Origin of the sequence: Mesorhizobium sp. M0001 (assembly GCF_040324255.1) — a bacterium.
GTDB lineage: Bacteria > Pseudomonadota > Alphaproteobacteria > Rhizobiales > Rhizobiaceae > Mesorhizobium.
The window spans coordinates 126,063-147,751 of record NZ_JAMYVS010000006.1; the positions used below are offsets into that span (position 1 = coordinate 126,063).

The following is a 21,689-nucleotide window of genomic DNA, read 5'->3' on the forward strand; positions in this document are numbered from 1 at the left end:
GCTTTTTTGCAACCCTCGCTGAAAAAGTGCGGGCCTTGCCGAAAAAGTCACTGAAAAACACAGGCACAAGCGCGCCGGCCCTAGCATCCGGGCAGCACCGCTCCTAAATCGAGACAACGTGCCGGCAAACGACGCAACATGCATCAAGACGTTGAGCATCCGGACTGCGGGAAAAGATGAAAGCTGATTTCTACGAGACGCTGGGCGTGCAAAAGGGCGCCGACGAGAAGGAGCTCAAGAGCGCTTTCCGCAAGCTGGCCATGCAGTTCCATCCCGACCGCAATCCCGGCGATCACTCCTGCGAGCACAAGTTCAAGGAAATCAACGAAGCCTACGAAACGCTGAAGGACCCGCAGAAGCGCGCGGCCTATGACCGTTTCGGTCACGCCGCCTTCGAGCAGGGCGGCATGAATGGCGGCGCGCAAGGTTTTGGCGCCGGCGGCTTCGCCGACATTTTCGAGGATATTTTCGGCGACATGATGGGCGGGCGCCAGCGCCGCTCGTCGGGCGGCCGCGAGCGTGGCGCCGATTTGCGCTACAATATGGAAATCACGCTGGAAGAAGCGTTTGCCGGCAAGACCGCGCAAATCCGCGTGCCGGCCTCGATCTCATGCACGGAATGCTCCGGGACCGGCGCCAAGCCCGGCACCCAGCCGGTGACCTGCTCGATGTGCCATGGCCACGGCAAGGTACGGGCGACGCAAGGCTTCTTCTCGATCGAGCGTACCTGCCCGCAATGCCAAGGCCGCGGCCAGACGATCAAGGACCCGTGCCCGAAATGCGCCGGCCAGGGCCGTGTCACCGAGGAACGCTCGCTGTCGGTCAATATCCCGGCCGGCATCGAGGACGGCACCCGCATCCGGCTTGCCAATGAGGGCGAGGCGGGCCTGCGCGGCGGCCCATCGGGCGACCTCTATATTTTTCTGGCGGTGAAGCCGCATGAATTCTTCCAGCGCGACGGCGCCGATCTCTACTGCAAGGTGCCGATATCGATGACGACGGCCGCCCTTGGCGGCTCGTTCGAGGTGACGACGCTGGACGGCAGTCAGACCAAGGTGAAAGTGACCGAAGGCACGCAGAACGGCCGCCAGTTCCGCCTCAAGGGCAAGGGCATGCCGGTGCTGCGCCAGCCCAATGTCGGGGACCTCTATATCCAGACCGCGGTCGAAACGCCGCAAAATCTGTCGCGCCGCCAGCGCGAGTTGCTGGAAGAGTTCGAGCAGCTGTCGTCGAAGGACAATTCGCCCCAGTCGAGCGGCTTTTTCGCCCGCATGAAGGACTTTTTCGAATCCTTCGGCGAGCACTGAACCCAAACCAAGGCCGCCACGCTTCCCGAACGTCATCAACATCTTATGCCAGATCGCGCCTTGCCTTGGACCTGTTAGCTGCTAAGTAGCGTTCGGGGAGTGTTGAGGAGAACTTGCATGGCACGTGGTCCGGGATTGCGGAAGGCGCTGGCGGAAAAGTTCGACGACGAACTCAAATTCTTCAAAGGCTGGATCGACAAGCCGAAGTCGGTCGGTTCGATCGTGCCGACAAGCTCCGTCACCGCCCGCAAGATGGCTTCCATCGTCAATCCGAAGTCGGGCCTGCCGGTGCTTGAAGTCGGCCCCGGCACAGGCGTCATCACGCGTGCAATCCTCGCCCAGGGCGTTAAGCCCGAAAACCTCTACGCGGTCGAATATTCCACCGATTTCGTGCGCCATCTGCGCCAGCTCTATCCCGGCGTCAACGTCATCGAGGGCGATGCCTTCAATCTCAACGCCACGCTTGGCGAGAAGAGCGGTATGGTTTTCGATTCCGTCGTCTCCGGCGTGCCGCTGCTCAATTTCCCGGTCGCACAGCGGATCGCCTATATTGAAAGCCTGCTAGACCGCATCCCGGTTGGACGGCCGATCGTGCAGCTGACCTATGGGCCGTTGTCGCCGATCCCGCCCGGCCGCGGCAATTACACGGTCAAGCATTTCGACTTCATCTTCCGCAACATCCCGCCGACGCAGCTGTGGATCTACCGGCGCGAAGCGCATTAGCTTGGTATCGAGAGCCGAAGAAGTCTCTGGCGCCTTGTAGAGGATCGACGTCTCCCGAAGGAAGCTCGATTGAGGGTCGATCCACATCCTTGACTGTTATCCGGCTCGCAAACTCGCGGCGACCTCTCTGATCGCCGCGCACATGGCCCGCACGGCCGTTGCTTCGGCGCTGCTGGAGAACAGAAGCAGCAGAGGCCGACGCGCACGCGGCTCAAGAGGACGCCTCGCGACGGTTCGCTGCCAATCGGCCGGAAACGCCAGGCCTGGCGCAATCGACAAACCGCGCCCGGCCCCAACCAGAGCAAGCAGCGCCGCCATATCGCTCGCCGACAGGATGACAACTGGCGCAACGCCAAAATCCTGGAACAATTCGGCAAGCATTGGTCCGCAGCCGCCGCTCGACATAATGAATGGCTGGCCGTCGAGAGCGCGGATCGGAAATGACCCGCCTTGGACTGAGTTCTTTTGCGATGACGCCACAAAGAGTTCGTCGTCGACAAGTTCCTCGGCTTGGCAATTGCCGGCGATGTAGGACAGTCCAATATCGGCGGCACCGCGATCGACCCACTCCGCCACCTCGGTATCCGTGCCCAAGAGCAGTTCGACAGCAAGCTCCGGGTGCCGGACGGAAGTAATGTTCAACGCATATGGAGCAATCTTTACCGAGGCGCTGCTGACCAGCGCGAGCCGTACTCTGCCTTTGATGGAGTGTTCCCGTAGGCCGACAAGACGGCCTAAAGCATGCAAAGCGGCGCGCGCCGCGTCCAAAGCCGCCTCGCCGGTTGCGGTGAAAGCGACACCGCGCCGATCACGTATGACGAGGGGCGCGCCAACGATCTCCTCCAGCGCCTTCATTGCATGGCTTATGGCCGATTGAGAAAGACAGAGCCGCTCGGCGGTTTTGGTGAAGCTGCGCGTCTCGCTGAGCGATGTCAGGACGCGCACCATCGTGATGTTGATATTAGCCTTGTTCATGGCTGCCGAAATATCTTTCATTTCGCTCATATTAAAGAGCGCTGTAGGTTTTGTGAAGGTGAGGGAAACGACCCTCGAAATCGGCGAGCGGCTTTCCTGGCCTCTCCGGCATGCAGGCGTGCAGTACGACGAGACTGAAACTGGAGTATCGCATGAGCTACCTTCCGCAATTCCTGACCCTTGCTTCGGTCTTCCTGCTCGGCGCCATGAGCCCAGGACCCGATTTTGTAGCCGTGACTTCCCATGCGCTGATCAGCCGTCGCGCGGGGTTCCATGTGGCGCTTGGCATTGCCGCAGCGATCATGGTGTGGGCGGCTCTCGCGATGTGTGGCCTGGGCCTCGTACTGACGCAGATTGCATGGGCTCACCTTGCCGTCCGGATCGCCGGTGCCGTGTATCTCGGTTACCTGGGCAGCAAGATCCTTTTGTCGGCTTGGCAGGCGCGGCCACCGCTGGCCGTCGGTGGCGCAGAGACTACGGCTCCTTGGCGAAGCGGATTCGTTGTCGGAATTACAAATCCGAAGACGGCCGCGTTCTTCGCGAGCCTGTTCATATCGGTATTGCCGATGCAGGCTCCGATCTGGGTCCAGGCAGTGTCGCTGGCCATAATCGGGCTGGTCGCGATGGCGTGGTTTGGGCTTGTCGCGCTAATGTTCTCCACAAGAAGGGTTCGGTCGGTATATGGCAGCGTCCGCAGGCCGATAGATGCCTTGCTCGGAGTTGCACTCATCGCGCTGAGTGCAAGAATTGCGGTCACCCACTAGCAATAGCCCAGCTGCTCGGCACACCTTCGCGCGCTTGCCCCCCGATCGTTTCCGTTTTTTGAGCCAGTGCGTTGATTTGCGCAGCCTCTGGCTGTACCTGTCCGGGAACAAGAGTGGCCAATGGCTGTGATCGCGAAAATCCTCGTCTTCGCCGGCTCGGTGCGCAGCGGCGCCTTCAGCGGCAGGACCGCCGATGTGGCGCAGAAGGAGCTGGCCATGCAAGGCGCCGAGGTGACGCGCATTTCGCTGGCCGACTATCCGCTGCCGATCATCGACGAGGACCTCGAAAAGGAAAAAGGCGTTCCCGACAACGCCGTGAAGCTCGGCCGGCTGATCGCCGCCCATGACGGGCTACTGATCGCGACGCCGGAATATAATGGCTCGATCCCGCCACTGCTCAAGAACACGATCGACTGGGTAAGCCGGGTGCGCCTCGATGGCGGCTGGCCGGTGAGGCCATTTGTCGGCAAGGTCGCCGGCCTGTGCTCGTCTTCGAACGGACATTTCGCCGGGATCCGCTGCATCAACCATCTGCGCGCCGTGCTGGTGCGCTGCCAGCTGGAGATGGTGACGCCGGAATGCTCGGTATCCGATGGCGGCAGTGCCTTCGACGGCGACGGCAATTTCAGGGATGATAGACTGACCAAATCGATGGAGCACCTATGCCGCACGCTGATCGAAACCTCGCGCATGCTATCGACCCGGACCGGGGCATGATTTCCACAGCCATGCAGGCCCATACCATGAGAGACAGGCTGATCGTCGGCCTCGACGTGCCGACGGTGAAAGAGGCCGAACAGGCGGTGCAGGAGCTCGGAGGCGTCGTCTCCTTCTACAAGATCGGCTATCAGCTGGCCTTCGCCGGCGGGCTCGACTTCGCCAGGGAGTTGGCCAGCGGCGGCACGAAAATCTTCCTCGACATGAAGCTGCTCGACATCGACCACACCGTGGCGAAGGGTGTCGAGAACATCGTGCGCATGGGCATGACCATGCTGACCATCCACGCCTATCCCAAGGCGATGCGAGCCGCGGTGGAGGCCGCCAGGGGCAGCGACCTCTGCCTGCTGGCGGTCAGCGTGCTGACCTCGATGGACGAGCAGGACGTGATCGACGCCGGCTATGAATACGACCCGCACACGCTGGTGCTGAGGCGCGCCGAACAGGCGCTGCATGCCGGCATGGGCGGCGTCGTCTGCTCGGCCGAGGAGGCGGAAGCGGTGCGCCGCATCGTCGGACCCGACCTGGCGGTGGTGACACCGGGGATACGGCCCAAGGGCAGCGACCATGGCGACCAGAAACGCGTGGTGACGCCCGGCCAGGCGATCCGCAACGGCTCCAGCCATCTCGTGGTCGGCAGGCCGATCGTGGCGGCAAGCGACAGGCGCGCGGCGGCGGAAGCCATACTGGAAGAGATGCGCGCCGCGTAACGAGGAGAAGAAAATGCCCAAGGGATACTGGATAGCCCGCGTCGATGTGCGCGACGCCGAAGGCTACAAGGACTATGTCGCTGCCGCCAAGCTCGCTTTCGACCGTTTCGACGTGAAGTTCCTTGCCCGTGGCGGTGAGCATGAAAAGGCCGAGGGGGCTGGCCGCGCCCGCAATGTCATTATCGAGTTCGAATCGCTCAGCGCGGCGCACGATTGCTACCACTCGCCGGAGTACCAGCGCGCCGTCGCCATCCGTCAGAAAGTAGCCGATGGGGAGATCGTGCTGGTCGAGGGTATCTGACGCGCGAAGCTGCTCTGCTCAGTGCGGCGCTTCCTCCTGCGCCAGCACCTCCAGTCGATGGCGGTGCCCCGACAGCTCATAGCCGACAACGGTGACGGCCGGCGCTAGCGTCAGTAAGATGAGGCAGACCGCCATGTCGACGCCGGCAAGGGCGGCGATGATGGCAAGTGCGACGAGCGCAGCCGTTCCCGCCAGCAGCCAGACATGGAGGGGATCGAAGCGCTGGACGAGATAATAATACAGCGCGTAGATCGCCCCCAGGAACACGCCTAGCGGAATGGCAACTGACAGCAGCGTCGCCACCGGGCCGATATGGGTCTTGTGCTCGATGAAATAGGCCGCGACATGCAGCCCGGCGCCGGTGGCGACGATGGCAGCGACGATCAGCATCTGGCCATAGCCCCAGATAAAAGAGCGATTGCGGTGCTGGTGCAGCACCGTCCCCGAGGGCAGCATGTAATAGACCCACCACATGCCGAAGGTGAGACCCATTCCGGCAATGCCGATCAAGGCGGCATCGAGGTTCCAGCCCTGCTCCTCGACCACGGCCGACAGCGTCGCCAGCGTGCCGACCACCCCTTCGCCCAGCGCGATGATGGCGAACAGGCTGTAGCGCTCGGCGACGTGGTGCGCGTGCCAGGGCGTGCCGCCATCCCTGCGCTCGGCGATCGCCGGCCCGGCAAGCTCGATGAGAACCAGGATGGCGCCGAAAGCCAGGCTGGTCTCCAGCGAGAAATCGACCAGTATCTGCACCACCCAGCCGATCTGGGCGATCGCAATGGCGACGGCGTAGGTCAGGCAGGCACGCCGCCGCCCAGGGTCCTGCCGCGCCGCGCGCAGCCATTGGAAGATCATGGCGACGCGCATGATGACGTAGCCCAGCACCATCACCGAATTGTTGAGGTGTTCGCCATGCTCGATCGAGGCGAACATGCGCGGCAGGCCGATGGCCAGCACCAGCACGCCGATCATCTGCACCATGGTGACGAGGCGGAAGATCCAATCGTCGGTGTCATAGGCGGAGGAAAACCAGGAGAAATTGATCCACGCCCAGCAGATGGCGAAGCTGGCAAAGCCGAAGCCGATCAGCGCCGCCGCGTAGTGGCCCTCGGCCAAGGCATGCGCCAGTTGCGACGAGGCAAGGCTGAAGGCGGTGACGAAGGTCAGATCGAACAGCAGCTCGAGCGGCGTGGCGACGCGATGCGCCTCGTGCGGATCGCGCCCGGCCATGCGCCTGATGTGATGGTGGAGGGAGCTTGCTGGTGTGCTCATCGCGCGGCCTTGCCTGAGGACTGTCCCGCGACACTAAAGGTGGAGCAAAAGCCGTCAAGGCGCGGTAGGTCGCGCTGGTCCCTCGACCGTTCAGATCGCCTGTCGGTTCAGTCGGTTCGCCGCCGTCTCGGCAACCGCATCGGCCAGCGTCATGCCCCATTGCATCAGGCAATAGGCGCGGAAATCGAAGCAGGGCAGGCCGGGACAGACCTCGAACTCGATGAGGTGGACATGGTCGTTAGCCTCGACCCTGAAATCGAGGGAAAACACGTCTCGCAGGCCGAGCCCGCTGACCAGCCGCTCGGCGATGCGGCGGATGGTTGCCGCGGCTGCCGGCTGGGTGTCGGCAACCGCCTCCAGCACCGGCTCGCTGTATAGTCCAGCCGCCTTGGCGGCCTCGCCGGTGTCGCCGTAAAGCGCCATCGAGTCCGCCATGGTCTGGAAATCGCCGCCGGAGTCGACGAATGCAACGCCGAGCGCTTCCGCCCCGGCATCCGTTTGCAGCCCAAGGAAGCTGGCGCGGACATTGCGACCGCCGACATAGGGCTGGACGACGACATCGTCGCGATAAGCGGCATAGACCCGCCGGCTAAGCTCCAGCGCATGGGCCAGGTCGTTGCAGCGTGAATCCGGCCAGATGCCTACCTTGGAGCCGAGCCGGTTCGGCTTGACGAACCAGCCGGCTTCCGAAGCTGGCGGGTCGGCCAGCCAGCGGCCGTCGCGGGCCAGGCCTGCCTGCGGCGCCGGCAGGCCGAGCGCGCAAAGCACGGCGCCGGAACGGAACTTGTCCTGGCAAATCGCGAACAGCGCATCGTCGGCTCCGATGGTTCTAAGCCCATTCAGCCTGGCAAGTGCGGGCGCTGCAGCACCGCGGAAATAGGCAATGCCGTCGGTCAGCGTCCAGACCAGCGTGGTTGCGGGATCGGCCTTCGCCAGCGCGCTTGCCGCATCGTCGAGTGCAACCGGCATAAAGGCGAGGCCGCGCTTTTCACAAGCGGTCGCCAGTTGATCGAACTCAGGAGCGAGATCGGTCGACTGCGCCAGATAAGACGAGATTTCCAAGGCGCGCTCGGCGGGAAAGCCGTCGGCGACCAGCCTGTCGAAACAGGCCTTTTCCGGCTCGTGGACGAGGATCAAGGTCGGGCGCGGCATGGGTCAAAGCTTCTCGGTGATGCAGCCACACCATCGCACGGCCAATGCGATCGGCTTGCGCGAAATCGACCCGCGCCCGCCGCCTGCACGACAACCGGTACGCTCAGGCGATGACCACGCGCGGCTCGAAGCGGCCGTTGACGGGGATGTCGAGCAGGAAGGTCATGCCGGCCTGTGGGTCGAGCTTGCGCTGCTTGTCGTCCTTGCCTTTCCAGGCCGAGGTCACCGCCAGCCGATCGGCCTTGGCCCCGACAAAGGCCGGGCACGAGGACTGCCCCGCCGGCACGGCAATTTCGCGCAACAATGTGCCATCTGGCGAATAGGCCTTGACCGCCTTGCCGCCCCAGACGGCGTTCCACAGCACGCCGTCGCGATCAACGACCGAGCCGTCGACAAAGCCCTTGGACGAGCGATGGTCGACGAACACTTTGGACTCGCCGATCGGCAGACCCGTTGCCGGATCGCAGGCGACGCGCATCAACAGGCCGGTCGAGGTATCGGTGTAGTAGGCGATCGTTCCATCCTGCGAGAAACAGATCGAGTTCGACACGGTGATGCCGGTGTAAAGCGTGCGCAATTCTCCCTTGAAGAACCAGTAGATGGCGCCCGCGCCCTTCTCCTCACCCTTGCCCATCGTGCCGACCCAGAAGGCGCCACAAGGGTGGACGCGCGAATCGTTGGAGCGGGTCAGCGCATTGTCGGCCTCGATAGGCGTATGCAGCGTCAGCTTGCCGGTCGAGACGTCGCGGACATGCAGGCCGGTCTCGGTGGCGATGAGCTGGCGATTGTCGTCGATAATGGCGATGGCGCTGGCCATCTGGCCGAGCTCATGGACCTTCCGCGCGCTGGACGTGACACCCTGCTCCAGCAAAAGCCCGTTGACGATGTCGAACCAGAACAGCGTGTCGGTGGCGGGATCGTAGCTCGGCCCCTCGCCGAGTTCACAGACATGGTCCGAAAAAACCGAAACCTTGTCCATCATGCCGCTCCGCCGAAGGCCGCATCCCAGGCCGTCACCGCCGCCTGCGCGCGCGAGGCCACCTCGTCGACGCTCATGCCGGGTTTGAACAGGCTGGAGCCAAGACCAAAAGCAGTCACCCCAGCGGCTTTGTAGCCGGCAAAGTCTTTGTCGGAAACGCCGCCGACGGCGCCGACCACGGTATCGGCCGGCAGCACGGCCCGCATCGCCGAAATGCCGCTGGGCCCGAGCACGCTTGCCGGGAAGAATTTGAGCGCCGAAGCCCCAAGCCTAATCGCCTGAAAAGCTTCGGTGGGGGTGAACACGCCTGGCATCGTCACCATGCCATGGTGCATGGCGCGGGCCATGACTTCGGCATCGATGTTGGGGCTGACCAGCAGCCTCCCGCCGGCCTTGGCCAGGGCGTCGACATCGGCTGAAGTCAGCACCGTGCCGGCGCCGACCAGCGTTGTCTTGGGCACTGCGGTGACAATGCTGGCGATCGATGAAAACGGCTCCGGCGAATTGAGCGGCACCTCGATAGCTTCGATGCCGGCGTCAAACAGCGCCTGGCAGATGGCAACCGCCTCGCTGGGTTTGAGGCCGCGCAGAATGGCGATAAGACCACGCTTGAGCTTCGGGAAGGGGGCGGTCTGGGTCACGCTGTCACTCCACTCTGGTGAGTCATTTGGCGATCATGCCATTTTCCCGCGCTGCCTCGATAAGGCCGGCACGCACCGCCTCGTCGGCGTCGACTGTCCTGACGGCAAGCCCTGCAAGGTCGAGCGCCTGGCGGTAGAGGGCTGCTAGCGACCCCGAGGCGACCAGCACGATTGCGGTGGTGCTTTCGCCATAGCGGCGGCCCGCCGAGGCGATCTCGCCGCCGATCAGCAGGCCGGACAGGCAAGCGGCGGCATCGTCAGCCTTGAGGTCCTGCAGCAGGCCGGCGGCGCGGATCGAGAACAGCCGCGAGGTGACATCGCCGCCCTCGGCCAAAGCCTTGCGGCACCATTCCTGAAAGAACGGATTGTCCGGAATGACCGGCTTCGGGCTCTCGCCCAGCGAATGGCGCAGGATCGAGTGAGTGGCCAGCACCGAAAACAGCTCGCCGGTCGGCCAGGTGCAGAAGCCGTCGACCGCGCCGTCTTCGACCAGAACCCATTTCGAATGGGTGCCGGGCATGCAGACGAGATGGCGACCTTTTGCCGGCAAACCGGCGCCGGCAAGCTGGGTTTCCTCGCCGCGCATTACGTCCGGCGCATCTTCCAGGCGCTGCGCCAGGCCAGGCACGATGCGGATGTCGCGGCGCTGGCCGGGAATGCGGGCGGCCCCCGCGAGGATGGCACTGAGCGGCGCCGGCACGGTGACGTAAGGCGCTTCCAGCCAACCCTGGCGCGAGCCGGCCATGCCGCAGATGATGACCGGCAGTGTGTCAGGTGCGCCGAGCGCCGCCAGATGGCCCTCGAGGATGGTCGAAAAGCCTTTTTGCTGCGCGGTGATCAACCCATCATCGCCGCGACGCTCGGCAAGCACCCCGCCCGCCTCGTCGACCAGCCAGACCCGCATGCGGGTCGTGCCCCAGTCGACGGTGGCGACTGCCGGCGTGCCTTTTGCCGGATTTTGATTCACCGGGCTCACAGGAAACCCCCGTCGACGATCAACATCTGCGCCGTCAGCATACGCGAGGCGTCGGAGGCCAGGAACAGCACCGTGCCGACGATGTCGTCGGGCTGCATGACCTGCTTGATGCATTGCTTGGCGACATGGGCGGCGAGCCTCTCCTCGGTGACCCAGAGTTCCCTTTGCCGGTCGGTGATCACCCAGCCCGGCGCAACGGCGTTGACGCGAATGCCGTCGACGCCGAGCTTGCCGGCCAGCCCCTTGGTGAGGCCCAGAATGCCGGCCTTGGCGGCGGTGTAGGCCGGCATATCAGGATGGTTGATCAGATAGGAGGTCGAGGTGAAGTTGATGATCGACCCGCCGCCGGCCCGCTTCATGCCCGGCGCCACCGCCTGTGCGGTGAAGAAATGCGGGCGCAGATTGACGGCGAGATTGTTGTCCCAGAACTCGACGGTAACGTCGGCGACGTCGTGGCGTTCGTCCCATGCGGCATTGTTGACCAGCACGGTGACGTCGCCATGCGCCTCAGCCGCTTTGGCGGCCGAAGCGCGCAACGCCTCGACGTCACGCAAATCGGTCTTGAGGTAGAGCGGTCGCCGGCCAAGTTCTTTTTCGACGCGGTCGGCAAGCAGCGTGCTTGGGCCATCGGCGATGTCGATGAAGGCGACATGGGCGCCTTGGCGAACGAAGCCCTCGGTCAGTGCCGCACCAATTCCGGAACCGCCGCCGGTGATCAGCACCGAGGCTCCCCTGAGGTCGGCAAAATCGGCCGATGGCATCATATCTTCATCTCCCGGTCCGGTCGGCGCGCATCCTATCCAGCCAAGTCCGGGGAGCAAGGGCGAAAACGGCGATTTGATTGGCTTATGTCAGACAAAAGGCCGCAAGATGGCGGCCACAGTCGATCTTGGCTCGCGCCGCTGACCTGCTCGACGCAGGCCAGACCGCCGGTCAGACTGCCTTGGCGTAGAGGGCGCCGCGGTAGGAATCGCGGAGGTAGCCGAGCGTGGCGTCGGCATCGACCGGTTTGCCGAAGAGATAGCCCTGTCCGCCGGCGCAGCCGAACTGGACGAGGCGGTCGGCCTGCGCCTCCTCCTCGATGCCTTCGGCGACGACATCCATGCCGAGCCCTTCGCACATGGCCAGAATGGCGCGGATGATGTGTTCCGACGGGCGGTCGTCGAGGATCGAGGAGACGAAGGCGCGGTCGATCTTGAGCTTGTCGAAATGGAATTCGCGCAAGCGGCCGAGCGAGGACTGGCCGGTGCCGAAATCGTCGAGCGAGACTCGGATGCCGACGCGACGCAGGTCCTCGACGATCTTCTCGGCCGAGGCCGGATCGTTCATCAGGCCGGTTTCGGTGATCTCGATCTCCAGCCGTCGCGGATCGAAGCCGGTGCGGTCGAGGATCGACAATATGTGCAGGCCGGTGTTCTGGTCGACGAGCTGCGAGGGCGACAGGTTGAAGGACAGGAACAGGTCCTTCGGCCAGCTGCGCGCCGCTTCGGTCGCCTTGCGCAGCACCAGCTGCGATAGCGGGCCGATGATGCCGCGCTCTTCGGCGATCGGGATGAACACGGTCGGCGGCACCACGCCGAGGTCGCGATCGGTCCAGCGCGCCAGCGTCTCGAAGCCGATGGTGCGGCGGGTGGTCAAATCGACGATGGGCTGGAAATGCGGTTCGACCTCACCGGCCGAGACGGCACGGCGCAGCGCCTGTTCGATGCGGGTGACGCGCTTGGCCGCCTCTTCCATTTCGCGGGTGTAGACGACGACGCGGCCACGGCCCGAACGCTTGGCGTGGTAGAGCGCCGTTTCGGCCTTGTTGACGAGGATTTCCGTGGTTTCGTCGCCGGAATAAAACAGCGAGCAGCCGACCGAGGCCGAAAGCCTGGCGGTGCGTTCGCCGACATCGTAGGGCGCCGACAGGATTTCGATCATCATGCGCGACTTCTCGGCCGCCGCCTCCTCCGAGAACACCATCGGGTAGAGGAAGGCGAATTCGTCGGCACCGATGCGGCAGACGGTGGAGTGGCTGTCCATCGAGGCGCGCAGCCGCATCGCCACCTGGATCAATATGTCGTCGCCGGCCTTGTGGCCGAACAGATCGTTGATCGGCTTGAAGCCGTCGAGGTCGAGAATGCCGACCGTGAACGGCGCGGGATCGTCTGCACGGTCGCTGATCAGGCGATCGACCTTGTCGAAGAAGCGGCGATGGTTGCCAAGCCCGGTCAGCGCATCGGTGAACGCCAGATCCGAGTTTTCCCTGCTTGCCTGCCCGGTGCCAAACGTCGTTTGCATCGGTATCCCTGTTTGTGACGCCCGAAATTTAGGCTGAGACTGGCAGCAAAGCGTTTAGGAAGCGTATCGCGAAATCGATTTTTCGCTGGCGAATGATGCTTTAGCGGACGCGGTAGAGTTCGACCGGGGTTCCGCGCGTTTCGGCCACCGGTTCGAGCCAATCGGGGACGCTTCCCTGCATCAGCCCGGCCAGGAAGCCTTGCGGCGCCTTGGCGGCGAGCACCTTGCTTTCGGCGCTGCCGCGGCACAGCGCCACCAGGCCGACGTGATGAGTCGCTGCGATCGTCCCCGCCTGGTCCGCCGATCCGAGGAAGGCATCGAGCGCAAGCAGATCGCCGGCGATGTTGCGATGATAGGGGCCGGCAAAGACGCGGTGCCCGGAATATGCAAGGATGGGCGAGCCGAGATTGGAAATGGCAAGCACCGTGGTGTCCGGCAGCCGGGCCAACGCCGCGAAGGAGGCCTTGCGCTCGCAGGACGGATCGCTGTCGGTGTCCTGTGCCTCGACCGAGACCTTGCTGGCCTCGAATACGTTCGACGTCGCGGCGGCAGCGCCGGCCCAGACGGCATTCACCGACACCAGCCAGACCGCCGCCATGCGCAGCGATACGCTGCGCGCAGGGCTGATCCTCGCCCGTTCGCGCCAGCTTGCGATCCAGGCCGACAGCGGGATGACGGCAAAGGCGATCGAGAATGTCGAGCCGCGGACCTGCCAGGCGCTGACGATGAAGGCGCCGACCAGCAAGGCGCCGACGAGGATGTCCTGGCGGCGCCATGGTCCGCGCAGGCGAAGCGCCATCAGCGCGATCGCCACCAGCGGCGTGACATAGCGCGCCGCCAGCGACGCCGGCTCATTGACGGCAATACTGAACAGCGACTGCGCCTCGTCGATGTGATCGAGCCACAATTCCTTGAGGCGCGGATCGAGGTTTGCGTAGGGAGCCGCAAGGCATTGCGGAAACAGCGCCACGATGACGGCGCCCAGCCCAAGCGCGAGCAGGCTAAGCGAGATCAGGCGGCGGCTGGCCGTGCCATTGGACACCGTGAGCGACGTCACGGCGGCAAGCCCCAGTCCGGCGATTGCCGCCACCACGAACTGCACAGCCGAGAAGGCATCGCACTGCGGCTGGCCCATGGCCGATGGCGGGATGGTGGTGACGAAGACGAGGGCTGAAACCCCGGCAAAGCCGAGACCGAAATCCCTGGCGATCCGGCGTTCGCCGCCGGGATCGACGACGAACAGCAAAGCGATGCAGGCGCCGATGGTGGCGACATAGGGCGCGGTTTCCATGCCGACGGCCAGCGTCAGGGCCGCGCACAGGCCGGAAGTCAGGGCCGCCCAGCGACGCGTCGGCGCCTCGAGCAGCAGGCTGAGGCTGGCCATGGTCAGCGTCAGCTGGACATTGTGATGATCGAGCGCACCCGGCAAGAAAATGCCGATGAAATGCAGCGCCGCCGCGCCGATGACGATAGCGGGCAGCACGGCGCCGACGCCGGCGAAGCTGCGTGCCGCACGGGCTGTAAAAAACACCGCCAGGCAAAACAGCAGCGACGGCCACAGCACCTGTGCGATCACTTCGGCCATGGCCATGCTGCCGGTCAGCGCCGAGGCGGCGAGGATGATGGCGGCGAGCGGTGCGTCGACCAGCCGCGACCAGTGCATGACGAAACCGCCTTCCGGCCCCATCCTGTACTGATGCAGGTCGAACCAGCCCTGGCCGGCCAGCATGTCGCGAACCTCGACCAGCCGCAGCAGGCTGTCATTGTCGCCGCCGGCATTGCTCAATTCGCGAAATCCCGTGGCGGCATTGACGGCCAGCACCACCAGCATGGCAAGCAGCGCCAGCGTCATATCGGACTTCCAGGAGGAAGCACCCGCCTTGGCTGCGTTCATCATCATGACCTTCGTCGGAAAGACTGCGGCCTTAAACCTAGCCTTAACAGCTTCAATAAATAGTAAAGTCGCCTGAGCGAGTCCGCATATGAGCGCGGCCGGAGGCTCCGCCGGGTGTCGGGAGACGGAAATGCCGCACGAAGTCCGCCACGAGCCGGCCATTGCCGTGCTCCTGCCTTGCTACAATGAGGAACTGACCATCGCCGAGGTGGTGCGGCGCTTTCGCGAGACGCTGCCATCGGCCGACATCTATGTCTATGACAACAATTCCAGGGATTTGACCGCGCTCAAGGCGCGCGCAGCGGGCGCCATCGTCGTCCGCGAGCCGCGCCAGGGCAAGGGCAATGTCGTGCGGCGCATGTTCGCCGACATCGATGCGGACATCTATCTGATGGCCGATGGCGACGGCACCTATGCGCCGGAAGATGCCTCGCTGCTGATCAACATCCTGCAGACCGAGCGCTGCGACATGGTGGTGGGCACCAGGCGCGGCGTCACCGACGATGCCGGCCGTTCCGGCCATGCCTTCGGCAACCGCATCTTCAATAGCCTCTACAAGCGGCTGTTCGGCGCCGACTTCACCGACATCTTCTCCGGCTACCGCGTCTTCTCGAGGCGCTTCGTCAAGAGCTTTCCCGCCGTTTCCGGCGGCTTCGAGATCGAGACCGAAATGTCGGTGCATGCCTCGCAGCTGAAACTGCCGGTGAGCGAGATCGCGCTCGATTATGGCCGCCGGCCTGAGGGATCGTCGTCGAAGCTGTCGACCTATCGCGACGGCGCCAGGATCCTGTGGATGTTCGCCATGCTGATGAAGGAGACGCAGCCGCTGCGCTTCTTCGGCGCCTTCGCGATTTTCTTCCTGGCATCGAGCCTTACCCTGATGACGCCGGTGCTGATCGAATTCGCCCAGACCGGCCTCGTGCCGCGCATGCCGACCTGGGTGCTGTCGGTCGGCCTGCTGCTCTTGTCGATGCTTGCGATGGTGACCGGACTGATCCTCGATTCGGTATCGCGCGGACGCGCCGAGCAGAAGCGCATTTTCTATCTCTCCGTCCCGTCGGGCCGGGTCGAACGGCGCGAACGCACGAGCGAAACAGCGAAGGCCGAACCGGGCAAGACGCCCCGGGCCGCCTGAGGCCGTGAGCCGGCTCGCCCGCTTCGTCCTGGCCGGCGGCGTTGGTTTCGTCGCCGATGCCGCGGCGCTCTGGCTGTTCTTGGCGGTGACGCCGCTCGGTCCCTTCGTCGCCCGTGTCCTGTCGATCGGCTTTGCGCTGTGCGTCACCTGGCAGATCAACCGGCACCTGACCTTTTCGCCGTCGAGCCGCGGCGTGGCGCAGGAGGGCGCGCGCTATGGCGGCGTCGGCATCGCCACCAGCATTGTCAACTATCTCGTCTACTGCGCCATCCTGTTCGCGCTGCCGGCAATGCCGCCGCTGGCGGCACTTGCCGTCGCCTCGCCGGTCGCCATGGCGCTGTCCTTCCTCGGTTACTCCCGGCTGGTCTTCGACCGGTAAAGGTCTGGGCCAAGCAAGCGCGATTGGCAGAAGCCGCCAAGTTCCGTATATCGGCGACTTGCCTTGCCGCAATTCCGGACGGAAAACCACTACGCACTTTTCCTGGACTTGCTCGACCCGCTGGAGACCAGAAGATGACCCTGAAGATCGCCGTCCAGATGGACCATGTCTCCACCGTCTCGATCGCCGGCGACACGTCCTTTGCGCTGTCGCTGGAGGCGCAGCGGCGCGGCCACCAATTGTTCCACTACACGCCCGACCGGCTGTCGATGCTGGGCGGCAAGGTGTTTGCCCGCATCGAAGAGATGAAGCTCCGCGATGAGAAGGGCAATCATTATACGCTGGGCGACAAGGTGCGCACCGACCTGTCGGAGATGGATGTGATCCTGCTGCGCCAGGATCCGCCCTTCGACATGAATTACATCACCACCACGCACATTCTGGAGCGCATTCACCCGAAGACGTTGGTCGTCAACGACCCGGCCTGGGTGCGCAACAGCCCGGAAAAGATCTTCGTCACCGAATTCCCCGATCTGATGCCCGAAACGCTGATCACCAAGGATCCCCAGGAGGTCGCGGCCTTCCGCAAGGAATTCGGCGACATCATCGTCAAGCCGCTCTACGGCAATGGCGGCGCCGGCATCTTCCATCTCAAGGAGGGCGACCGCAACCTCGCCTCACTGCTCGAAATGTTCGCCCAACTGTCGCGCGAGCCCTATATCGTCCAGCGCTATCTCAAGGACGTGCGCAAGGGCGACAAGCGCATCATCCTGATCGACGGCGAAGCGGTCGGCGCCATCAACCGGGTACCGGCCGACCATGATTCGCGCTCCAACATGCATGTCGGCGGCCGTGCCGAAAAGACCGAGCTGACGACACGCGAACGCGAGATCTGCGCCCGCATCGGGCCGTCCCTGAAAGCACGCGGCTTCATCCTCGTCGGCATCGACGTTATCGGCGACTACATGACCGAGATCAACGTGACCTCGCCAACCGGCGTGCGCGAAGTGCAACGCTTTGGCGGCGCGGATATCGCCAGCCTGTTCTGGGACGCGGTAGAGGCGAAGCGGCGGAATTTGGCCGCGTAGTGTGCGTTGCTACGGAGGACTTTGGTGGGTCCAGAGAAGCATCGAAAGATGCTCTTTATCGGGTAAGACTGCCGAGCAAGCGGCTCATCAAATCAAACTATGTCCCGGAAGCGCCGAGGCCTCAGTTTCGGAGGAAGGAGACCGATAAGTCTGGTCTGCAATTTTCGCTGTGGTGTTGCCCAGTCTTTCAGCAGAAAACCCGCATCGGAGTTCTTTTCCAGCAATGCAAAAGCCGCAGACAGTCCGATCAGGTCGACCAAGGTCCTGCGCATTGAGTGGCGGGAGATTAAATGCGCCAGTCCCGGCGCCACTTCGCACCAACGATTGGCCAGTGCCCGCCGTATCGCTATTTCAGTATCAGGCGACATCCTGCCGAGGCCAACTCCGGTACCCAGGATGCGCCCGTCCGCCCAGCCATTGCCGCCGTGAAGCCGATAACTGCCAAGAGCCCGCCCAATCCTCACGGTTCCGCCGATCATATGGGCGGCACGAGCCATATAACCATCGGCACATATCTTTATTTCGTCCGGATCGGATGGACGCATGATTTCAAGCGGAGCTCGACGAAACATCATCCCCGATGTGGTTGACCAAAACCAACCCACGGTACCCCGATCAATAAATAATAATGTCGGGTCAGCTTCGGTGTCGACATGCAGGTAGCCGCTCATTTTCGGCATCGATCGCGGGTCGTTCAGGTGGAATACGGGATGACCGCCCGCAAGCAGGTTGCCGGCCGTATCTATCACCACCTCATCGGAGCTCGACATTGCCGCGATACGGGTTTGGCTGAGATGCGCTCTCACATGGCATTCTATGAAGTCAGGATGCCAAGCATCGTCACCGTCAAGAAAGGAGATCAGGGGCCCGGCTGTCGCGTCAAGCCCGGTCATCATTGCTGTCAACTGCCCGCCATTTTGCAGTCGGGGCAGAAAGCGGAAACGACTGTCGCCAAGCTGGGACAGACACTCTTCAATCCTTCGGCGGGAACCGTCGGTCGAAAAATCATCGACCACCACGCATTCGAACGCAGTGTATGTCTGCGCCGCTACGGATCGGATCGCAGTGTCGATGAATGCCTCTTGATTGAAACAGCCTACGCAAACGGATACGGTTGGTAGCGCGATGTGAGAACCAGCTCCGCTTGGGACGATGTTTTCTTTCAAGAGGCGCTTCTCCGTACACCAGATTTGATCGCCTGAGATATTCCGTCGATCAACTGGCGGTGTTTCTTTGCCAAATTTCTCTCTATCGAAGCGAGTTTTTCTCCGCACTCAAGATCACAATTGCCGCATGTTGACCCTACAGCACGGGTATCGCCCTCCTACCAAATTCGAGATTGTCAGAGCCATGCTGCGTCATGGCCACAACCTCAGAAAAGGGCACCCTTCCGCGAAGTCGCAACCTGCTCTTCAGGCCAGTTTGCTGTCGGACGATCCGTTCATATCCTATTCGGGAATGTCCGGTACGCCGCTCGGATTAGCAAGTCATATGCCTTTCCGTCCACGCAGCCACCGCGCCTGGTTTCTCATCTCGCCAACCTGGTCCATCGAAAACAGTGCTAGCGTCAAAACCATCCGGACCTATGCCGTTCTGCATAGACTCAAGAACCCCCGTCACTCGCTAATCTTCCTTTCCAACACTCAGCCAGAGGCTGATCTGTTGAACCAGTCCGGCGAGGCCGCCGTCCTGCACAACAAGACGTCAACAACCTCCGAACACATATTCAGGCCTCTCGATGACGTCCCTGTAGAATTTGATGCAATCTACAATGCGCAGCTGGCTCCGTGGAAGCGCCATGACTTGTCGCTTGGCATCCAGCGTTGCGCATTTGTCTTCTATCGAGATTCAAGCGGATCCTCCACGACGGAGTCGGAAAGAGCGCGAATAAATCGGCATAGGGAGCTCGCGCCGCATCACGTCTTTATCAACGAGTTTGACGGCACCGGCAAGCCTGTCCGATTGGCACCGGCTCAGGTGAACACGCATCTAAATCGTGCAGCCGTGGGAATCTGTCTCTCTCACCTGGAAGGACCAATGTTCGCAAGCACGGAATATCTTCTCGCGGGGCTTCCAGTGGTCACGACGCCGAACCATGGCGGCCGAGACCTTTATCTGGATGACGACTATTCGCTTACAGTTCCACCCGATCCTCGATCCATCGCGGAGGCTGTCTTAGCGCTGAAGGAGCGACGAATTCCCCGGGATTACATTCGTTCGCAAACTTTGAAACGAATCGAACGAGACCGCGGGCGGTTCATAGACCTTGTAAACGAGATTTTTCTGGAGAGCGGCTCTTCGCGCCGGATCGCCCTGCCTTGGCCTTTCAGATATCCTGTCATGGAGTGGCTTCCACCGCAGGTCGCGATCGATCGATCGCTTTCAGGTTCGGTCGATGCCTTCATCACCGTTTAGAAGCAACACCCTCAGATTGCCGAAGGGCCTAGTCGCCTTGTTAACGCGGTCGAGGAGGCGGAGCAGCCGTTCCATTTTGCTCAACCATCTTCCGTTTTTGCAACCGGCACAGCGCGCTGCAACCACCACGAATGCATGTTCCTGTAATGTTCTTGTCTTGGCCTGAAATCTATGGTTGTCTTGTCCTGACGTCGCTCGCGGTCTGAACCACAAGGCCGAGGCGAGCCGATATCCGGGGGCAGAGCAAGATGGTGGCGCGGGTTCGCACGGTTGCTTTCCAGGGCATCGAGGCCGTACCGGTCGATGTCCAGGTGATGATCGCGCCGGGCAAGGTCGGCATGCAGATCGTCGGGCTGGCCGACAAGGCGGTGGCCGAAAGCCGCGAGCGCGTGCAGGCGGCACTGCATGCGTCGGGGCTGTCGATGCCGTCGAAGAAGGTGACGGTCAACCTCGCTCCGGCCGATCTGCCCAAGGAAGGCAGCCATTACGATCTGCCGATCGCGCTCGGCCTGATGGCCGCCCTTGGCGCCATTCCGGGCGACATGCTGGCCTCCTATGTCGTGCTCGGAGAATTGTCGCTCGACGGCACCATTGCCACGGTCGCCGGTGCGCTGCCGGCGGCGATCGGCGCCAATGCCGAGGGAAAAGGCCTGATCTGCCCGTTCGGCTGCGGGCCGGAAGCGGCCTGGGCGGGCAAGGATTTCGACATATTGGCGCCGCGCAGCCTGATTGCCATCGCCAATCATTTTCGCGGCACGCAGGTGCTGTCGCGGCCCGAGCCCGGCATCCATGTCTCGGCCCGCGACCTGCCCGACCTTTCAGACATCAAGGGCCAGGAAAGCGCCAAGCGGGCGCTGGAAGTGGCGGCGGCCGGCGGCCACAATCTGTTGATGGTCGGGCCTCCCGGCTCGGGAAAATCGATGCTGGCGCAGAGGCTGCCTTCAATTCTGCCGCCACTGGCGCCCAAGGAACTTCTTGAAGTCTCGATGATCGCCTCGGTGGCCGGCGAGCTCGGCGAAGGCAAGCTCACCGACCGGCGGCCGTTCCGCGCCCCGCACCATTCGGCTTCGATGGCGGCAATGGTCGGCGGCGGCATCAGGGCGCGGCCGGGCGAAGTATCGCTTGCCCATAACGGCGTCCTGTTCCTCGACGAGTTTCCCGAATTCACGCCGCAGACCTTGGATGCGCTGCGCCAGCCACTGGAGACCGGCGACTGCATGATCGCGCGCGCCAACCACCGCGTCACCTATCCAGCGCGCATCCAGCTGGTGGCGGCGATGAACCCGTGCCGTTGCGGCATGGCCGGCGAGCCCGGCTATCGCTGCCTGCGCGGTGAGCGCTGCCGCACCGACTACCAGGCGCGCATTTCCGGCCCGCTGCTCGACCGCATCGATCTCAGGATCGAGGTACCGGCGGTCTCGGCCGCCGACCTGATCCGGCCCGACCGAGCGGAGAAAAGTGCCGCCGTTGCCCAGCGCGTGGCGCGCGCCCGCACCATCCAGCGCGAACGTTTCGAGCGGCTGGGCGTTACCAGCGCCACCACCAACGCCCATTGCTCGCCTTCTGTTATCGAGGACATCGCGATGCCGGATGCCGCCGGCCTGTCGCTGCTGAAAGACGCCAGCGAGAAACTCGGCTTTTCCGCGCGCGCCTATCACCGCGTGCTCAAAGTGGCGCGCACACTGGCTGACCTCGACGCCAGCGAAACCGTCGGCCGAATTCACCTGGCCGAGGCGATTTCCTACCGCATGATGTCGGAGCGGGTAGCGCAGGCGGCGTAACGCTCCTCCTTGAGGGGAAGGTGGCCCCGAAGCGGCAGGGTGGGGGTCGCCGAAGAATGGTCGATCTTTTTGGAGCCGAGCCGAGAAGGGGCCTCTGCAATGACATTGCTTGTAGTGTCGTCCGAAGGGAGTCGCCGCACTTCACGCAGGACCCCACCCGGCCCTTCGGGCCACCCTCCCCTCGAGGGGGAGGGAAA

Annotated in this window: 21 protein-coding genes; 11 read left to right on the plus strand and 10 right to left on the minus strand. The window is 63.3% G+C overall.

The features are described from left to right. Window positions 1-176 precede the first annotated feature (176 nt). Together dnaJ and pmtA are read left to right on the plus strand one after the other, a co-directional pair. Window positions 177-1,307, plus strand: coding sequence for a molecular chaperone DnaJ (gene dnaJ, locus NKK50_RS18635; RefSeq protein WP_023681322.1), 1,131 nt, complete (start codon window positions 177-179; stop codon window positions 1,305-1,307). A gap of 117 nt (window positions 1,308-1,424) precedes the next feature. Next, window positions 1,425-2,030 carry a phospholipid N-methyltransferase PmtA gene (gene pmtA / locus NKK50_RS18640; RefSeq protein WP_023681321.1) on the plus strand — a complete coding sequence of 202 codons (606 nt, stop codon included), beginning with the start codon at window positions 1,425-1,427 and terminating at the stop codon, window positions 2,028-2,030. Between the two features lie 96 nt (window positions 2,031-2,126). On the opposite strand, the gene NKK50_RS18645 is transcribed toward pmtA, so the two are convergent. Beyond that, entirely contained in the window at window positions 2,127-3,035 is a 909-nt protein-coding gene (locus tag NKK50_RS18645) for a LysR family transcriptional regulator (protein ID WP_023732769.1), read from the minus strand. Window positions 3,036-3,157: 122 nt separating this feature from the next. Between NKK50_RS18645 and NKK50_RS18650 the strand changes: the two genes are divergently transcribed. The 4 genes from NKK50_RS18650 (at window position 3,158) to NKK50_RS18665 (ending at window position 5,497) form a co-directional block, all read left to right on the plus strand. Further along, on the plus strand, window positions 3,158-3,769 hold the full coding sequence (locus NKK50_RS18650) for a LysE family translocator (protein ID WP_023687486.1): 612 nt from the start codon (window positions 3,158-3,160) through the stop codon (window positions 3,767-3,769). Window positions 3,770-3,889: 120 nt separating this feature from the next. Next, window positions 3,890-4,486, plus strand: a complete 597-nt coding sequence (locus NKK50_RS18655) for an NADPH-dependent FMN reductase (RefSeq protein WP_023701964.1) — start codon at window positions 3,890-3,892, stop codon at window positions 4,484-4,486. Then, on the plus strand, window positions 4,483-5,196 hold the full coding sequence (gene pyrF / locus NKK50_RS18660) for an orotidine-5'-phosphate decarboxylase (protein WP_023825814.1): 714 nt from the start codon (window positions 4,483-4,485) through the stop codon (window positions 5,194-5,196). Before NKK50_RS18655 ends, pyrF begins: the two co-directional genes overlap by 4 nt. A 13-nt stretch (window positions 5,197-5,209) precedes the next feature. Next, the gene (locus NKK50_RS18665) at window positions 5,210-5,497 is read left to right on the plus strand and encodes a DUF1330 domain-containing protein (RefSeq protein ID WP_023687489.1); all 288 of its coding nucleotides are present in this window, start codon (window positions 5,210-5,212) and stop codon (window positions 5,495-5,497) included. An 18-nt stretch (window positions 5,498-5,515) separates the two neighbouring features. Here NKK50_RS18665 and NKK50_RS18670 read toward each other — a convergent pair whose 3' ends face one another. From NKK50_RS18670 to NKK50_RS18705, 8 genes are all read right to left on the minus strand, one after another. Further along, window positions 5,516-6,769 (minus strand): low temperature requirement protein A, encoded by a 1,254-nt coding sequence (locus tag NKK50_RS18670; RefSeq protein WP_352500145.1) that lies wholly within the window; start codon window positions 6,767-6,769, stop codon window positions 5,516-5,518. Between the two features lie 90 nt (window positions 6,770-6,859). Then, the gene (locus NKK50_RS18675; RefSeq protein ID WP_023696052.1) at window positions 6,860-7,921 is read right to left on the minus strand and encodes a D-alanine--D-alanine ligase family protein; all 1,062 of its coding nucleotides are present in this window, start codon (window positions 7,919-7,921) and stop codon (window positions 6,860-6,862) included. A 103-nt stretch (window positions 7,922-8,024) separates the two neighbouring features. Next, the gene (locus tag NKK50_RS18680; protein WP_352500146.1) at window positions 8,025-8,900 is read right to left on the minus strand and encodes an SMP-30/gluconolactonase/LRE family protein; all 876 of its coding nucleotides are present in this window, start codon (window positions 8,898-8,900) and stop codon (window positions 8,025-8,027) included. Continuing rightward, on the minus strand, window positions 8,900-9,541 hold the full coding sequence (locus tag NKK50_RS18685; RefSeq protein WP_023741331.1) for a 2-dehydro-3-deoxy-6-phosphogalactonate aldolase: 642 nt from the start codon (window positions 9,539-9,541) through the stop codon (window positions 8,900-8,902). The genes NKK50_RS18680 and NKK50_RS18685 overlap by 1 nt, the downstream gene beginning before the upstream one ends. 22 nt (window positions 9,542-9,563) lie before the next feature. Then, entirely contained in the window at window positions 9,564-10,508 is a 945-nt protein-coding gene (locus tag NKK50_RS18690; protein WP_031246042.1) for a 2-dehydro-3-deoxygalactonokinase, read from the minus strand. Window positions 10,509-10,513: 5 nt separating this feature from the next. Next, complete coding sequence (locus NKK50_RS18695; protein WP_023741333.1) at window positions 10,514-11,281, minus strand: SDR family NAD(P)-dependent oxidoreductase; 768 nt, start codon at window positions 11,279-11,281, stop codon at window positions 10,514-10,516. Window positions 11,282-11,450: 169 nt separating this feature from the next. Further along, window positions 11,451-12,800 (minus strand): putative bifunctional diguanylate cyclase/phosphodiesterase, encoded by a 1,350-nt coding sequence (locus NKK50_RS18700; RefSeq protein WP_023681311.1) that lies wholly within the window; start codon window positions 12,798-12,800, stop codon window positions 11,451-11,453. 100 nt (window positions 12,801-12,900) lie between these two features. Next, a complete protein-coding gene (locus tag NKK50_RS18705) occupies window positions 12,901-14,700 on the minus strand; it encodes a GtrA family protein (protein WP_352543742.1) in 1,800 nt (599 codons plus the stop codon). A gap of 124 nt (window positions 14,701-14,824) precedes the next feature. On the opposite strand from NKK50_RS18705, the gene NKK50_RS18710 reads away from it, so the two are divergent. The 3 genes from NKK50_RS18710 to gshB all read left to right on the plus strand — a co-directional run bounded on the left by NKK50_RS18710 (window position 14,825) and on the right by gshB (window position 17,296). Beyond that, window positions 14,825-15,829, plus strand: a complete 1,005-nt coding sequence (locus NKK50_RS18710; RefSeq protein WP_023673183.1) for a glycosyltransferase — start codon at window positions 14,825-14,827, stop codon at window positions 15,827-15,829. Between the two features lie 4 nt (window positions 15,830-15,833). Beyond that, complete coding sequence (locus NKK50_RS18715) at window positions 15,834-16,208, plus strand: GtrA family protein (RefSeq protein ID WP_023703819.1); 375 nt, start codon at window positions 15,834-15,836, stop codon at window positions 16,206-16,208. Window positions 16,209-16,342: 134 nt separating this feature from the next. After that, window positions 16,343-17,296, plus strand: a complete 954-nt coding sequence (gshB, locus tag NKK50_RS18720) for a glutathione synthase (protein WP_352543743.1) — start codon at window positions 16,343-16,345, stop codon at window positions 17,294-17,296. Between the two features lie 92 nt (window positions 17,297-17,388). Here the strand turns inward: gshB and NKK50_RS18725 are convergent, their stop codons facing one another. Then, entirely contained in the window at window positions 17,389-18,462 is a 1,074-nt protein-coding gene (locus NKK50_RS18725; protein WP_023673180.1) for a glycosyltransferase family 2 protein, read from the minus strand. 184 nt (window positions 18,463-18,646) lie between these two features. Here NKK50_RS18725 and NKK50_RS18730 point away from each other — a divergent pair, with 184 nt between their 5' ends. Continuing rightward, on the plus strand, window positions 18,647-19,711 hold the full coding sequence (locus NKK50_RS18730; protein WP_155923590.1) for a glycosyltransferase: 1,065 nt from the start codon (window positions 18,647-18,649) through the stop codon (window positions 19,709-19,711). A gap of 248 nt (window positions 19,712-19,959) precedes the next feature. Beyond that, complete coding sequence (locus tag NKK50_RS18735; RefSeq protein ID WP_023819274.1) at window positions 19,960-21,492, plus strand: YifB family Mg chelatase-like AAA ATPase; 1,533 nt, start codon at window positions 19,960-19,962, stop codon at window positions 21,490-21,492. The last annotated feature ends 197 nt before the right edge of the window (window positions 21,493-21,689 follow it).

Bases quoted from the DNA above. Each gene is read 5' to 3' on its own strand.
- pyrF (WP_023825814.1), top strand. From the start codon at position 4,483: ATGATTTCCACAGCCATGCAGGCCCATACCATGAGAGACAGGCTGATC.
- NKK50_RS18675 (WP_023696052.1), bottom strand. From the start codon at position 7,921: ATGCCGCGCCCGACCTTGATCCTCGTCCACGAGCCGGAAAAGGCCTGT.
- NKK50_RS18705 (WP_352543742.1), bottom strand. From the start codon at position 14,700: ATGATGATGAACGCAGCCAAGGCGGGTGCTTCCTCCTGGAAGTCCGAT.
- NKK50_RS18735 (WP_023819274.1), top strand. From the start codon at position 19,960: ATGGTGGCGCGGGTTCGCACGGTTGCTTTCCAGGGCATCGAGGCCGTA.
- NKK50_RS18730 (WP_155923590.1), top strand. From the start codon at position 18,647: ATGCTGCGTCATGGCCACAACCTCAGAAAAGGGCACCCTTCCGCGAAG.
- NKK50_RS18655 (WP_023701964.1), top strand. From the start codon at position 3,890: ATGGCTGTGATCGCGAAAATCCTCGTCTTCGCCGGCTCGGTGCGCAGC.
- dnaJ (WP_023681322.1), top strand. From the start codon at position 177: ATGAAAGCTGATTTCTACGAGACGCTGGGCGTGCAAAAGGGCGCCGAC.
- gshB (WP_352543743.1), top strand. From the start codon at position 16,343: ATGACCCTGAAGATCGCCGTCCAGATGGACCATGTCTCCACCGTCTCG.
- pmtA (WP_023681321.1), top strand. From the start codon at position 1,425: ATGGCACGTGGTCCGGGATTGCGGAAGGCGCTGGCGGAAAAGTTCGAC.
- NKK50_RS18700 (WP_023681311.1), bottom strand. From the start codon at position 12,800: ATGCAAACGACGTTTGGCACCGGGCAGGCAAGCAGGGAAAACTCGGAT.
- NKK50_RS18695 (WP_023741333.1), bottom strand. From the start codon at position 11,281: ATGATGCCATCGGCCGATTTTGCCGACCTCAGGGGAGCCTCGGTGCTG.
- NKK50_RS18710 (WP_023673183.1), top strand. From the start codon at position 14,825: ATGCCGCACGAAGTCCGCCACGAGCCGGCCATTGCCGTGCTCCTGCCT.
- NKK50_RS18650 (WP_023687486.1), top strand. From the start codon at position 3,158: ATGAGCTACCTTCCGCAATTCCTGACCCTTGCTTCGGTCTTCCTGCTC.
- NKK50_RS18665 (WP_023687489.1), top strand. From the start codon at position 5,210: ATGCCCAAGGGATACTGGATAGCCCGCGTCGATGTGCGCGACGCCGAA.
- NKK50_RS18680 (WP_352500146.1), bottom strand. From the start codon at position 8,900: ATGGACAAGGTTTCGGTTTTTTCGGACCATGTCTGTGAACTCGGCGAG.
- NKK50_RS18670 (WP_352500145.1), bottom strand. From the start codon at position 6,769: ATGAGCACACCAGCAAGCTCCCTCCACCATCACATCAGGCGCATGGCC.
- NKK50_RS18645 (WP_023732769.1), bottom strand. From the start codon at position 3,035: ATGAGCGAAATGAAAGATATTTCGGCAGCCATGAACAAGGCTAATATC.